The organism is Kosakonia sp. SMBL-WEM22 (assembly GCF_014490785.1).
Classification (GTDB): Bacteria; Pseudomonadota; Gammaproteobacteria; order Enterobacterales; family Enterobacteriaceae; genus Kosakonia.
In genome coordinates this window covers 1,431,209-1,444,478 of record NZ_CP051488.1, presented here as the reverse complement: position 1 = coordinate 1,444,478, position 13,270 = coordinate 1,431,209, and the positions used below count along the sequence as shown (strand labels likewise).

General features: G+C 46.5%; 13 protein-coding genes and 1 pseudogene. 9 read left to right on the top strand and 5 right to left on the bottom strand.

All coding sequences use genetic code 11. The features are described 5' to 3' along the window. The first annotated feature begins 233 nt into the window (after positions 1-233). A complete protein-coding gene (gene dsbG, locus HF650_RS06880; RefSeq protein WP_187801742.1) occupies positions 234-980 on the top strand; it encodes a thiol:disulfide interchange protein DsbG in 747 nt (248 codons plus the stop codon). Positions 981-984: 4 nt separating this feature from the next. Here the strand turns inward: dsbG and HF650_RS06875 are convergent, their stop codons facing one another. Further along, the gene (locus HF650_RS06875; protein ID WP_187801741.1) at positions 985-2,145 is read right to left on the bottom strand and encodes a pyridoxal phosphate-dependent aminotransferase; all 1,161 of its coding nucleotides are present in this window, start codon (positions 2,143-2,145) and stop codon (positions 985-987) included. A gap of 116 nt (positions 2,146-2,261) precedes the next feature. On the opposite strand from HF650_RS06875, the gene HF650_RS06870 reads away from it, so the two are divergent. The 4 genes from HF650_RS06870 (at position 2,262) to HF650_RS06855 (ending at position 6,901) form a co-directional block, all read left to right on the top strand. Continuing rightward, on the top strand, positions 2,262-2,876 hold the full coding sequence (locus HF650_RS06870; protein WP_023479934.1) for a methylthioribulose 1-phosphate dehydratase: 615 nt from the start codon (positions 2,262-2,264) through the stop codon (positions 2,874-2,876). After that, entirely contained in the window at positions 2,873-3,562 is a 690-nt protein-coding gene (gene mtnC / locus HF650_RS06865; protein ID WP_187801740.1) for an acireductone synthase, read from the top strand. Before HF650_RS06870 ends, mtnC begins: the two co-directional genes overlap by 4 nt. Then, positions 3,559-4,101, top strand: coding sequence for an acireductone dioxygenase (locus tag HF650_RS06860; protein ID WP_187801739.1), 543 nt, complete (start codon positions 3,559-3,561; stop codon positions 4,099-4,101). The genes mtnC and HF650_RS06860 overlap by 4 nt, the downstream gene beginning before the upstream one ends. A 316-nt stretch (positions 4,102-4,417) precedes the next feature. Then, a complete protein-coding gene (locus HF650_RS06855) occupies positions 4,418-6,901 on the top strand; it encodes an SIR2 family protein (RefSeq protein ID WP_187801738.1) in 2,484 nt (827 codons plus the stop codon). 78 nt (positions 6,902-6,979) lie between these two features. On the opposite strand, the gene HF650_RS06850 is transcribed toward HF650_RS06855, so the two are convergent. After that, a complete protein-coding gene (locus HF650_RS06850; RefSeq protein ID WP_187801737.1) occupies positions 6,980-7,153 on the bottom strand; it encodes a hypothetical protein in 174 nt (57 codons plus the stop codon). Between the two features lie 243 nt (positions 7,154-7,396). On the opposite strand from HF650_RS06850, the gene HF650_RS06845 reads away from it, so the two are divergent. The 4 genes from HF650_RS06845 (at position 7,397) to HF650_RS06830 (ending at position 11,316) form a co-directional block, all read left to right on the top strand. Continuing rightward, positions 7,397-7,714 carry a hypothetical protein gene (locus tag HF650_RS06845; protein ID WP_187801736.1) on the top strand — a complete coding sequence of 106 codons (318 nt, stop codon included), beginning with the start codon at positions 7,397-7,399 and terminating at the stop codon, positions 7,712-7,714. Between the two features lie 430 nt (positions 7,715-8,144). Next, positions 8,145-9,683 (top strand): methyl-accepting chemotaxis protein, encoded by a 1,539-nt coding sequence (locus HF650_RS06840; RefSeq protein WP_187801735.1) that lies wholly within the window; start codon positions 8,145-8,147, stop codon positions 9,681-9,683. A 260-nt stretch (positions 9,684-9,943) separates the two neighbouring features. Next, a complete protein-coding gene (locus HF650_RS06835; protein ID WP_187801734.1) occupies positions 9,944-10,867 on the top strand; it encodes a peptidoglycan-binding protein in 924 nt (307 codons plus the stop codon). Continuing rightward, the gene (locus tag HF650_RS06830; protein ID WP_187801733.1) at positions 10,864-11,316 is read left to right on the top strand and encodes a lysozyme inhibitor LprI family protein; all 453 of its coding nucleotides are present in this window, start codon (positions 10,864-10,866) and stop codon (positions 11,314-11,316) included. Before HF650_RS06835 ends, HF650_RS06830 begins: the two co-directional genes overlap by 4 nt. Positions 11,317-11,534: 218 nt before the next feature. Here the strand turns inward: HF650_RS06830 and HF650_RS06825 are convergent. The 3 genes and pseudogenes from HF650_RS06825 to melR all read right to left on the bottom strand — a co-directional run. Further along, positions 11,535-11,858: pseudogene (locus tag HF650_RS06825) on the bottom strand (HipA N-terminal domain-containing protein); the annotation flags it as partial. Further along, positions 11,858-12,121, bottom strand: a complete 264-nt coding sequence (gene hipB / locus HF650_RS06820; protein WP_187801731.1) for a type II toxin-antitoxin system antitoxin HipB — start codon at positions 12,119-12,121, stop codon at positions 11,858-11,860. The gene hipB and the pseudogene HF650_RS06825, both read right to left, overlap by 1 nt. 139 nt (positions 12,122-12,260) lie before the next feature. After that, entirely contained in the window at positions 12,261-13,178 is a 918-nt protein-coding gene (melR, locus tag HF650_RS06815) for a transcriptional regulator MelR (RefSeq protein ID WP_042715696.1), read from the bottom strand. Between the last annotated feature and the right edge of the window lie 92 nt (positions 13,179-13,270).

Here is a 13,270-nt window from a genome sequence, read left to right as displayed (position 1 = left end):
AGCCAAAAGTAAAAAGGCCACCGGTACGGGTGGCCTCAATATCTGAAATACCCGCGGGTGACTTCAGTGCCAGCACGCTGGCTGTGCGATACGCCTGCCATCTGTCGACGGCAAACAGGGTTGATTACACCACTCCCCTGCGACTTCGACAATCATTATTCCCTGTCTCTTGCCTATGGCTGTGATAGGTTTAGCCTTTGTTAAGTTTACCCACTGAATTAATAAGGATTTTTATGCTCAAGCGCCTGTTAATGCTCACCCTGCTGCCGCTGACCCTGCACGCCGAAGAGCTGCCCGCGCCGGTTAAAGCCATTGAAAAGCAAGGCATTACCATCATTAAATCTTTTGACGCGCCGGGCGGCATGAAGGGCTATCTGGGTAAATATCAGGAGATGGGCGTCACCATTTATGTCACGCCGGACGGTAAACACGCCATCTCGGGCTATATGTATGACGACGCGGGCACCAATCTTAGCGAAAAGTTGTTCAATCAGGAGCTCTATGGCCCGGCCGGACGCGAACTCTGGAAGCGGATGGAGAAAGCAGAGTGGATCCTCGACGGGCAAAAAACCGCGCCGCGCGTGGTGTATGTCTTTGCCGATCCCTACTGCCCCTACTGCAAACAGTTCTGGCAGCAGGCGCGCCCATGGGTGGAGTCCGGCAAGGTGCAGATCCGCACCTTAATGGTCGGCGTGATCAAACCGGAAAGCCCGGCGGCGGCGGCGGCGATCCTCAGCGCGAAAGATCCGGCCAAAAGCTGGCATGAGTATGAGCAGTCGAACGGCAAAATGACGCTGGCGCTGCCGAAAACTATCCCGCCGGCGATCATGCGCTCGCTCAATCTCAATCAGAAAATCATGGACGATCTCGGGGCCAACGCCACCCCCGCTATCTACTATATGAATGAAGAGAATGTGCTCCAGCAGGCGGTCGGCCTGCCGGATGCGGAAAAGCTCAAAACGATTATGGGCGAGAAGTAAGCCGCTACAGCGTGCAGAGGCGCTCTGCCGCCGCCAGCAGCGTCGATTCCTGTTTCGCAAAGCAGAGGCGAATCAGCTTATGCGGGAAGGGATCGGCGCAGAACACCGACAGCGGAATCGCCGCCACCCCCACCTCTTTGGTCAGCCACTGGCAAAACGCGACATCATCGAGATCGGAGATGGCGCTGTAATCCGCCAGCAAAAAGTAGGTCCCTTCGCAGGGCAAAATCTCCAGCTTGCTCTCACGCAGGGCATTCACCAGCACGTCACGACGCGCGCGGTAAAACTCCGGCAACTCGCGGTAGTGCTGTGGCTCGGCACGCAGCATATCAGCCAGCGCCAGCTGCGCCGGGGTGTTCACCGAAAAGGTTAAGTACTGGTGCACTTTGCGCAGCTCGGCGCTGATGGCGGCGGGCGCAATGCAGTATCCCACTTTCCAGCCGGTCATATGATAGGTTTTGCCAAAGGAGGACACGGCAATGGCGCGCTCGCGCAGCTGCGGATGCTTCAGCACGCTGGCATGCCCGCCCTCGGCAAAGCAGATATGCTCGTAGACTTCATCGCTCAGCACATAAATTTCCCGATCGGCAATTTCCTGCCACAGCGCGGCAAAATCCGCCTCCTGCCACACCGTCGCCGACGGGTTGTGCGGCGTATTAACAATCACCAGCCGGGTGCGATCGCTGAGCAGCGCGGCAAAAGCCTGCCAGTCAACGCGAAAGTGCGGTGGTTGCAGGGCGATGCGCTTCAGCACGCCGCCAGAGAGTTCAACCGCAGGCGCGTAACTGTCGTAACTTGGGTCGAAGCAGATCACCTCATCTCCCTCGCGCACCAGCGCGGTGATCGCCGCATAGAGCGCTTCCGTCGCCCCGGCAGTGACAGTAATGTCGCTGTTCACGTCTGGCTGATGGCCATAAAGCGCCGCCGTTTTCTCGGCAATCGCTTCGCGCAGCGCCTGCACGCCGGTCATCGGCGCATATTGATTTGCGCCCTGCGCAACGTGATACGCCAGCCGCTCCTGCAAATAGCGCGGGCCGTCAAAATCCGGGAAGCCTTGTGACAGATTAATCGCCTGATGCTGCTGGGCGAGCGCGCTCATTTGCGTGAAGATGGTAGTGCCTAAAGCGGGGAGTTTACTCTCAGGAATCAAAGGGTTATTGCGCATCTTTTCGTGCCTGCTGTCGAGACTCAAGTTGCCGCCACTATAACACGATGCTAGTATTTGGCAATCAAGACGCTTAGACGTCTATATCACAACGATATTCCTGATAAGGAAACGCGATGACCGACAACCTGCAACTCCAGCAACTTGTTTCTGCCTGCCACTGGATCGGCGCCAAAGGGTGGGCACCCGCGACGGGCGGTAATATGTCCCTGCGCCAAAGTGCCGAATGGTGCTGGCTGAGCGAGTCCGGGAAAGATAAAGGCAGCCTGACGCCGGAGGATTTTTTGCAGGTCTCCATCGCCGATAACCATGCGCCATCCGGGCGCAAACCCTCCGCCGAAACCGGTCTGCATACGCTGATTTACCGTCTTTACCCTGACGCTAACGCAGTGCTGCATGTGCACACCGTCAACGCTACCGTGCTGTCGCGGGTGGAGAAAAGCGCCGCGCTGCAACTAAGCGGGTATGAGATGCAGAAATCCCTCAGCGGGCAGCAGACGCACCTCGATAGCGTGCCGATTGCCATTTTCGATAACGATCAGGATATCGACGCGCTCGCCGGGCGCATCGCCGCTTATGCCGAATCAAACCCGTTACGTTATGGTTTTCTGCTGCGCGGCCACGGGTTAACCTGCTGGGGGCGCGACGTCGCCGAAGCGCGCCGTCACCTCGAAGGGCTGGAGTTTTTATTTGAATGCGAATTGCAGCGCCGACTGCTGGAGAGATTATGATCCGCGCGATTGTCACCGATATAGAAGGCACCACCAGCGATATCCGCTTTGTGCACAACGTTCTCTTCCCCTACGCCCGCGAGCGGCTGGCGGGTTTTGTCACCGCGCAGCAGTACCAGGAGCCGGTCAGCACCATTCTCGATAATCTGCGAGAAGAGATTGCACAGCCGAACGCCACCAGCGCCGAGCTTATCGAGGTGCTATTTTCATTTATGGATGAAGACCGTAAATCGACGGCGTTGAAAGCATTGCAGGGCATTATCTGGCGCGATGGCTACGTGAACGGCGATTTTACCGGTCACCTCTACCCGGACGTGCTGCCCGCGCTGGAGAACTGGAAGGCGCAGGGCTTTGATCTCTATGTATATTCCTCTGGCTCCGTTGCTGCGCAAAAACTGTTATTTGGCTACAGCGACGAAGGTGATATTACTCATCTCTTCAGCGGCTATTTCGACACGCTGGTGGGTGCGAAGCGCGAAGTGCAATCCTATCGCAATATTGCCGCACAGCTCGCGCTACCGCCCTCTTCTATTCTCTTCCTCTCCGACATTCATCAGGAGCTGGACGCTGCCGAAGAGGCCGGTTTTCGCACCACGCAACTGATTCGCGATGATGATGACGCAGCCAGCCATCATCACCAGGTTAACTCATTCAGCACCATCAAGCCGGAGCAGATCCCCTCATGAGCGCACTGACGATTTACACCGACACCGATGCCAGCACGCCGGTATGGCACAGCACCGACGCCACAGAGATTCAGCAGAAGCTGAATGCGAAAGCGGTGCGCTTTGAGCGCTGGCAAGCCGAACGCGATTTAGGCGCTAACCCAACGCCGGAAACGGTGATTAACGCCTATCAGCACGCTATCGACAAGCTGGTGGAGGAGAAAGGTTATCAGAGCTGGGATGTGATCAGCCTGCGCGCTGACAACCCGCAAAAAGAGGCGCTGCGCAGCAAATTCCTCAGCGAACACACCCACGGCGAAGATGAAGTGCGTTTCTTTGTCGAAGGCGCCGGGCTCTTCTGTCTGCATATCGGCAACGAGGTCTACCAGGTGCTGTGCGAGAAAAACGACCTTATCTCCGTTCCCGCCGGCACACCGCACTGGTTTGATATGGGTTCAGAACCGAACTTCACGGCGATCAGGATTTTTGATAACCCCGAGGGGTGGATCGCGCAATTTACCGGTGATGCGATTGCGGACGGGTATCCGCGATTGGCTTAGTTACTTCTTTAGCTCTTTAGCTCTTCCTTTTAGGAAGAGCTAAAGAGCATTAAATTTTTCAAAAAATAGTTAACCTTACTATTTTCACCTCACTATTAATTATTAGCCTTCTTTAAATGCTAACTAACTTTAACATATATAATATATAAAACATTTTTAGTTTCGTTCATTATATTCTCACTGGAATTACCTTGCAAAATAGTAAAGAGAAAAATACTATTAATTACCCATTGATAGTATGGGTATGATTAAAAAATCATTATCTGTTCCATCAAAATACCTATTCCACTAATAATAAAACAACTTAAGGTAAATCATGAAGATTCAGATAGATGTTCAAAACCTCAAGCTACCGCCAGTAAACACAGAAGAAATGTTGAGAAAGATAGGAACCGGAAAAGCAATAATTTTTACCGGAGCAGGCTTTTCTAAAAAAGCACATAACACTTTACATGAAGAACCTCCGCTAGCTCGCGAGCTTTCAAAGAAAATAGGATCATTAGCTAATTTAGGCGATAATAATGAAGATTTAATGTATACGTCTCATCTGTATTTAAAACATGGTGATAGACTCGCCCTCCTAAAGTTGCTCAAAGATTCATTTGTATTGATGGATGTTGATCCTTCGCATGAGAAAATATGCTCTCTACCATGGCGCAGGTTCTATACAACAAATTATGATAATTCCATTGAACTTGCATGCCGGAATATAGGTAAAAGAGTAGACTCTCTCGATATCGAAGCGAAGCCGAAAGATTATATATCTCAAGATGGATTATGTGTTCATTTAAATGGTCTTATTGAAAATGCAAAAGTTGATGACCTTGAATCAAAAATAAAGCTTACTAACTCTTCTTACCTTTCCCCTCAGTCTTTTATTAGCTCTCAATGGAATTACATTTTCAAAAGGGATCTCGAAACAGCAAGCGCGATTATCTTTGTGGGATATTCAATGTATGACATGGATGTACAAAGACTGCTATATCAAACTGATAATTTAATTGATAAGACATATTTTATTGTTCATAACGAAGCGACATTCCAAGAAACATTCCTATTGACAGATTTTGGACATGTTCTCCCTATCGGAGTTGAAGGATTCTCAAGTTTAATCGCTGAAAAATTTGTTCAGCCTAATCCTCAAGACGAAGGTGTACTTCTTGAATGTTTTACAGCACGTGAAGTAAAGCATGTTAATGAAACCATAACAGATACAGAGATTAGAGATTTATTACTTTTTGGAAAATTCAACGAATCACAAGTAGATACTACCTTAAGTAATAATTATCAAGATTTTTTCCTGATTGAACGTGAGTTACTTAAGGACACAATAAGATTAATTGAAAATAAAAACAATATACTTGTGCATAGCGAACTAGGTAACGGAAAGACAATATTCCTGAACCTGCTATCTTCTACTCTAACCCAAAAAGGCTATACTGTTTATAGCTTCAATGAAGCTAGTGAATATGATGATGAGCTAGCGGAAATTGAATTGATTGTAAAGGCACGTAAGCAAACAATAATAATAATTGAGGGCTATAGTCGGGCTGAAAGATTATTGAGACATATAAACATAAACTTTCCAGATGAGTTAACTTTAATCATTGCAGACAGAAGTGCAATTGCTCTAAGAATGACTCAGTTTATAAGTACGCTTGAATTAAAGTTTGCTGAAGTGAGTCTTGATCAATTAACCAATACTGAAATATCAAATTTCATCGATTTACTCGACAATCAGGGTTTATGGGAAGAACTAACAGCGCTGCCATATGATATCAAATTTAAGAAAATAAAAGATGAATATAACGGCCAAATATCAGGCATATTACTCGGCCTATTAAAAAGCCCATCTATACATGAGAGAATAAGAAAGATAACAGATGAATTATTCGAAAACCAATTATTCAAAGATACGATTTTTGCTATAGCACTTTGCGATATAATCGATACACATAAAACATCTTCTTTAATTTCCGAGATATCAGGAAACGACAGTATTTATAAGATGGAATTAAGAAACAATATTTACTTCAAGTCATTGTACCGCTTTGTAGAAAATGGCAACGCCATTGAAACGAAATCAAGCTTAATGTCTTTAGCTATTATTAATAACTGTTACAGTGAATCATATGTCAAACATAAACTATTAAATGTTGTTAAAACATTTGATAACTTAAGAAGCATCTCTCATGAGTCTAATAAGCTTTTCAAATCATTACTAAGGTTTCATGTATTAGAAATACTATTACCTCAAAAACAAAAGGCTCTTGACAGCTATTATATGGAGTTAAAGAAAGTTTGTCCGTGGCTTAAAGACTCGCCTCATTACTGGGTTCAATATGCAATGTGCAGAATTTCTATTGGTGACACTGAATCAGCTCAAACTTATTTGAATGATGCATATACCCTAGCCAGGTCGAAAGATGATTATCATACTGAAAATATCGATACTCAGCAAGCAAGGCTATACCTAGTAAAATGCATTAGAGAACCAGACGGCAACAAAAGTTTTGAACTTTTTATAAATGCTCATAACATTTTAATAGGTTTACCTGATAACGGATATAAATATAGGCAAATAATACCATACAAAGATGTGTATGACTTTAAATTCAAATTGTTTAATAAAGGCAATAAAGTTACATTCGAACATTCTTGCAAAGCTTTGTTGAAACAGATAAATCTAACAGACCATAATTCTGATGACTTAACATTAATAAAAAGAATTTCATTCATTAATAAAAGTAAGTTTATCCTTGAGGATATTATAGAGAAAATTTCATCTACTCGTTTGTAAATAATTAATATCTCATGGCTAATAACCATGAGATATTAACCCACCGAAATTCGCCGTCACCTAAATAATTTATAAAGTTCAATCCAATTTAATTGCCCGTCGATCCAACTCTCTTCGAAGTAATCTCTTTATCCATCCTGCCTTGTTATCATCGCCGTCCTCTTTCATGGCAATGGCTAGTCTTTCGGACAGTTCAGGATCAAGACGAAGTTGTACAACATGCCTTTCTTTTTGGTTGCCATTGGTTGACATTGGTTTTCATCTCTGTATATTAAAAAAGCTGGTGTTCAATGTACACCAAAGCATGGAAGTTAAAAAGCAACGCCTCGAAGTGCGGGAACACTACCGAGGCGTCTAACCACACCATTACTGGAGGTAATGCTATGGCTGTTGCCAATCGTATCATGTACGGATATCTAAAGCCCAACCCCTTATCCGCTAACGCTTTTGCTAGCCTTTCTCTTTCCCATCGCCTTGTTGTACCGGAGGTGCAAAATGCTGCCTGACACAAACATTTTATCCTCGGAACTCCGCGACCTTTTTCTCAAACTTGATGCGTCACATTTGAGTGAGGAAGAAGCGATGGAGTTGTCGTTTTGTTGTGAAGAGAGCATCGCAGGGCTTTGCCATGGACTGCATTTCTTAGGCAAAACCTTTGTCTCTTTTGCTGAGAACGACACATTGCAATTCTCACCAGAGAGCTTGTGCCAAATCGGACATAGCATCCGTACGGCCGCGAGCTTGCTCCCGGCATTGATGGAGCTTAACCGCTCAGCAGAGCGACAAATTCTGACTGGCGAATTACAAGCTTAAGCGTTGATACCGATTCCATCTGCCATTGACTTGGAAGGTGGAGTCTTTCTTTCTAATCATCGGCATTATTTACTTGAATGGATTTAGTTTTAATTAGAATAGTTCCCACCTGGAATTAGAAGTATTTTATATTTACGTTACTGAAATAAAGTTCAGCATTAGTTAAACATTAAAAGAAACCGCACCTAAGATGTAGGATATATCTAAAAAACACATATAGCATTACCTCGATATATTATATAAAGCAATTTTAATCGATTTATTTATGCCCGCTAACCCTTGTATTTAATCATTATTCCTCCGCAATCCGTGCCCAGATCAAAAAAGGCTTAGAAGACCTCTCTTTTTATAATGTTCTGGCTGAAGGTTTCACTTTAGTCGCCGATAAAAATAGCATCCGCGTTGGATATGGATTGCACCTGAGGCCGTTATGACTATTTTAAGAAAATTAATTATTGTTTTTGCTATCACCTTTATTGCGATGCTTGTGCTGGGCGGATTAAGCATCAGGGCATTAGATAATGCGCAAACGCGTTTTGATTATGTTGTGTCAAATAGTCTGCCGAGCATCAGCAAGCTGAGCGAAGCGGTGCAGCACCGCGAAGAGGCAAGACGGCAGATCCTGATGTCGTTGCTGGTGCGCGACGAGGCGGTGTTTACCAAACATATGGCGCAGGCTAAGGATGAGCTAAATAAAACCCGCCAGATCTTTGATGAATATCAGGCCAATCTGGTCAGCGATCCCGTCGACGGTCAACTACTGAAAAAGACACGTGATATTTTTGATGATTATGTGCAAAAGACCGATGCCATGGCTGATGCCTACCATAATCAGGGCATTGAAGCGGCGCGTCTGATGGTCTCTGACGGCGGTGTTACTGCCAATGCGTCAGTGGCATTAAGTGCCGGTTTAAAAGAGATGCTGGCGCATAATTACAGTATTGCGAAAGAATATGCCGAAAATAACCATACGCAATATATCAACACTTTCTGGCTGTTAATTGGCACGATTGTCTTTCTGGTTGCGCTGGTGGCGGTCTTCGCCTCGGCTATTTTACGCTACTTAAGTAAAGGCTTAAAAAGTTTGCAGGATAGCATGGGATTAATCAGCCACTCCCTCGATTTAACCCATAAAGTGGCGCTGGATAATAACGACGAACTCGGGGCGACGGCGAAAAGTTTTAATGCGCTGATGGATAAAATCCGCCACGTGTTAGCCAGCGTAAAAGATGCCAGTAATGAAGTGGATACCGCCGCCAGCGAGATCGCCAAAAGCAATGATGACCTCTCCTCGCGCACCGAGTCGCAGGCATCTTCACTGGAGCAGACCGCAGCCAGCATGAATGAGCTGTCGGTAACGGTGAAACACAATATGGACAACGCCAAAGAGGCGAATACCTATATCGGCCGCGTGCAGACGATGGTTAATGAGAGCCACCGAGAACTCAGCTCGCTGCAAAAATCGATTGATGATATTTCGGCTTCTTCCGCGAAGATCTCAGAAATTACAGACATTATTGATGGCATTGCCTTCCAGACCAATATCCTGGCGCTGAACGCCGCCGTTGAAGCCGCCCGCGCGGGTGAGCAGGGTAAAGGTTTTGCGGTGGTCGCAGGCGAAGTGCGCTCGCTGTCACAGCGCTCATCCGTTGCGGCGCGCGATATTCGTGGTCTGATTGATGAAGCGATTAAGAATGTCGGCCAGGGGGTGAATTACGCCGCCAATGTCACCACGCGCATGAACGATGCCCTCGGCGCGGTGGATGAAACCACGGTGCTGATAAACCAGGTGAATAACTCATCTACTGAGCAGAGCTACGGCATTGAGCAGGTAAACGTCGCCGTCAGCCAGATGGAAGGCAACCTGCAACAGAACGCCGCGATGGTGGAAGAGATGGCCACCGCCGCCAACTCCCTCAGCCATCAGGCCGGTAAGCTGTTGAATGATGTGAATGCCTTTAAGCTATAACTTAATAATTGTTAGATGGGGGGCAAGAACTTGCCTCCAATCTGACAAGCCATTAAACGAAAACATCATTCTCGATAAATATCAAAAAATCGCCTCAACTCCGTCATCATAGTGATACCCTTTACCACAGATACTCATTGTCGATGCTATAGAGTTAATGTAGCGTCGACAGCAAGTCTCTATCAATAATGCTAAGGAAATCTGTTGTATGTAAACGGCAGGCCATAACTACCGGCCCTGCGATGGTAAAGGATATAAATATGTCATATCACTCTCCTCGCGTATTTCGCCTTAACGGTTCTGTAGGCGAATGTGGAACGAATAATCCAGAAGACGTCAAGCTACTACAAAGTATGATCATTGATGCTGGATATAACGATATTTCAGATCAACCGATCCGACCGAATGGCCGATGCGATAAAGAAACTCAATACGCAATCCATTGGTTACAGCGCCTGCAAAACATGGCTCCCTCGGGATTACTACATCCAATGGAGACTTGGTTTTATGGCATGTTCATGAATGCAATTACACCACATTGGCGTCCACGGCATACAACTGGTCCCCTTCATGTTAGAGAAGGGCAACTAACATTTGATGCAGAAGGCGTTGATTACATCACCGCTGTAGCACCTTTTCGTCAGCCTCAACAAATGCCAAATTTTTCACGAATCTTACATTGGCCGGGTTCCGCCTCAGGTGTCACCATTGGGCGCGGATATGACATGAAGAACCGTAGCGCAGGGCAAATACAGATAGAAATGCGGTTAGCGGGGATCGAGGAGTATAAGGCTATAATTTGTTCGAAAGCAGCGCATCTCGCGGGAAGAGAAGCTTCAAATTTTGTTAAGGATTATGGAACATTTGTTGGTGAAATTACGCACATACAACAAATACGTCTATTCGAAACAATTTATCCAGATTACTTAAAACTATCTGCCTATTACTATAAGAAATATACCACTGCCAAATTTTACATACCGGATGCCATACAATGGGATAGGATGGATAAACAAATCAAATCTGTATATGTTGACATATCATATCAAGGTGTTGAAAACATTAGAACTTTGACAGCTTGCGTAGCTCATAACGATAAAAAAAGATTAATAGAGTTTATTCGAAACAGCACCTTCTATATGTCTTATGAATCGAATAGAAAAAGGATTAATTATCTCAAATGAACCATAAAAAAGTAATACTTATCGCATTATCAATATCGGCTTTCAATGCCGAGGCTGTGAATTTCAAATTAAGTAAAGATATTCAGCACTGTCTTTCATTACCAGCTTATGGCAACGAAAAAAACCAAAGTCAATGCAAAGATGAATTAAAGGCTAAATCCGAAAGAAAATTAAATGAAAAAATAACAAAGATTCACTTAATGATAAATACGGACTATGATACTCCTTATCATCTAAATGATATCGAAGGCAGTAAAATCAAAGACGTTTTCTGGGAAAAATTTCTTAAGTCTCAGAAGCTTTGGCAAACCTCTCGTGATGAACTTTGTGCTGCATCATCTACTTTAGTCGGTGAGTGGGCAACGAGCCAAGATGATATAAAGACGCAGTGTATTCTCGCCCAAAACAAGGATCGCGAGGAATTCTTAGAAGAGCTATACCTCAAGTAATAAAATAATTTAAAGAGTAGGGTTATAACGGATAACCCTACTCTTTGTAATAAAAATATCTCATTCAAACACGCATCAAATTAACGATGATGAAACTAAATTGTATGCAGTCTGAGCATACCGAACGATATTGTTTTTTACGCGTGATGAATATTATCCGGTAGCGAATGTTTTGCTTGCTCAAGCATTGCCCAGCTTAATGCCCGGGAAGCACTCTCCTCCTCCGGAGGCAGTAATGTCACCGCGCCAACGCTGTCTCTGCCAATCTCTGCCAGCAGATCAAAAGGTTGTTTAGAGGCAGCGTGATAACGCTTCACGATGCGATCGCGCACACGCGGGTTATCGGGGAGCAGGTTATCAAAGTAGTTAAAGACGGCGTCAGAGGTGATGGCACCAAACTGTAGCGGTAATGATAACGAGAGAGGCCGTGCGCGTTCGCTTTGCAGCCAGCCCTCATCATATTTGAAGGTATGCGCGCCGTTGCTTTGCTTCGTCAACTCGCCGACGCGTTCGTTATTCATCCATGTACTTAACTTGCGCATTACCACTCCAGATCCTGTTGATGGAGGTTATCGACGCCTGCTTCCTTTTTCTCTTGCAAAATTAACGACATCTCAAGGGACTGGAGAATTTTAAACAGGGTCGTCAGCGTGGTTTTATCGGGGTTATTTTCGAAGTTCGAGATCGTGGCCTGCTTGATACCAATCCGTTGGGCCAGATCATTTTGCGTCCAGCCATTTTTCTGCCGGATAAGCTTCATGGCATTGGCAAGTTGTACCGGGCTGTAGATCGCTGGCGTGGTCATAGGCTTCTCGTTTTTCGCAGATTATCCGCAGTAAGGGATAAACAGCGTTTTATACCCTGGAGGGGATATTGTCAACGTCACCATTATCCCCTCTAAGGGATATTTCCTGCATTATCCCTTAGTGGGGATAAACGCCTTTTCACCCCGCATGCTGCTGGCGTCGCAGCTGGCTGAGCTTGCGGTATTTCTGCGGCGGCATGCCGACATACTTCTGAAAGGTGCTGTAAAAGCGGCTGCTGGAGCCGAACCCGGCGGTGAGCGCGATATCAAGGATCGTTTTATCGGTATCGCTCAGCAGCGCACGAACGTGGTTGATGCGCATGGCGGTGATGTACTGCTTCATGGTCAGCTGCATCACGCGCTGAAAAATGCCCATCGCATAGTTGGGATTGAGCTTCACATGCTCGGCGATGGCGTTAATCGTCAGCACCTGATCGTAATTGACCGCAATAAACTCCAGCATCTGGCTAACGTAAAACTGCGCATGGCGCGAGACGCTGTTTTTATGGGTGCGCGAGGTTTTATTAACGAGGATCGGCTGCCAGCCGGAGAGGCTAAAGCGCTTAAGCATCAGGGCGATCTCCTCAATCGCCAGCTGGCGCAACTGCTCGTTGTCGCTGTTGAGTTCATGCTGCCAGCGCTGCACTTCAAACGCGCTCAGCTGCTGGGCGGCGAGGGATTTGATCACCATCCCGTGAGTAACGTGGTTAATCAGTTCACGATCCAGCGGCCAGGAGAGAAACAGGTGCATCGGCAGGTTGAAAATCGCCATCTGCGTACAGTCGCCGGGGCGCGTCAGCTGGTGCGGGGTACAGGCCCAGAACAGGGTGATATACCCCTGCTTGATGCGCACCACCTCGTTATTAATCAGGTACTCGACGTCGCCATCAAACGGCACGTTCACTTCCACCTGGCCGTGCCAGTGGCTGGCGGGCATCGCCAGCGGCGCGCGCAGCTCAATCTCCATGCGCTGATATTCGGAGTAGAGCGACAGCGGGCCGCGCGTGGTTTTCTCATCCCCGCTGCACATATCTGCTCTGATAAGTTCTTTTGCCATCGATCCTTCCCGCATCATCACTTTCGCGCTTCACCGCGCCCTCACCTGCTTTAGTTTAGTGAAAGCCGTTGCCATTAACTCTGCTTAAGCGC

Excerpts from the sequence above, each read along its gene's own strand:
- HF650_RS06840 (WP_187801735.1), top strand. The coding sequence starts at position 8,145 with ATGACTATTTTAAGAAAATTAATTATTGTTTTTGCTATCACCTTTATT.
- hipB (WP_187801731.1), bottom strand. The coding sequence starts at position 12,121 with ATGACCACGCCAGCGATCTACAGCCCGGTACAACTTGCCAATGCCATG.
- HF650_RS06860 (WP_187801739.1), top strand. The coding sequence starts at position 3,559 with ATGAGCGCACTGACGATTTACACCGACACCGATGCCAGCACGCCGGTA.
- HF650_RS06845 (WP_187801736.1), top strand. The coding sequence starts at position 7,397 with ATGCTGCCTGACACAAACATTTTATCCTCGGAACTCCGCGACCTTTTT.
- dsbG (WP_187801742.1), top strand. The coding sequence starts at position 234 with ATGCTCAAGCGCCTGTTAATGCTCACCCTGCTGCCGCTGACCCTGCAC.
- HF650_RS06855 (WP_187801738.1), top strand. The coding sequence starts at position 4,418 with ATGAAGATTCAGATAGATGTTCAAAACCTCAAGCTACCGCCAGTAAAC.
- HF650_RS06835 (WP_187801734.1), top strand. The coding sequence starts at position 9,944 with ATGTCATATCACTCTCCTCGCGTATTTCGCCTTAACGGTTCTGTAGGC.
- HF650_RS06875 (WP_187801741.1), bottom strand. The coding sequence starts at position 2,145 with ATGCGCAATAACCCTTTGATTCCTGAGAGTAAACTCCCCGCTTTAGGC.
- melR (WP_042715696.1), bottom strand. The coding sequence starts at position 13,178 with ATGGCAAAAGAACTTATCAGAGCAGATATGTGCAGCGGGGATGAGAAA.
- HF650_RS06870 (WP_023479934.1), top strand. The coding sequence starts at position 2,262 with ATGACCGACAACCTGCAACTCCAGCAACTTGTTTCTGCCTGCCACTGG.
- mtnC (WP_187801740.1), top strand. The coding sequence starts at position 2,873 with ATGATCCGCGCGATTGTCACCGATATAGAAGGCACCACCAGCGATATC.
- HF650_RS06830 (WP_187801733.1), top strand. The coding sequence starts at position 10,864 with ATGAACCATAAAAAAGTAATACTTATCGCATTATCAATATCGGCTTTC.
- HF650_RS06850 (WP_187801737.1), bottom strand. The coding sequence starts at position 7,153 with ATGTCAACCAATGGCAACCAAAAAGAAAGGCATGTTGTACAACTTCGT.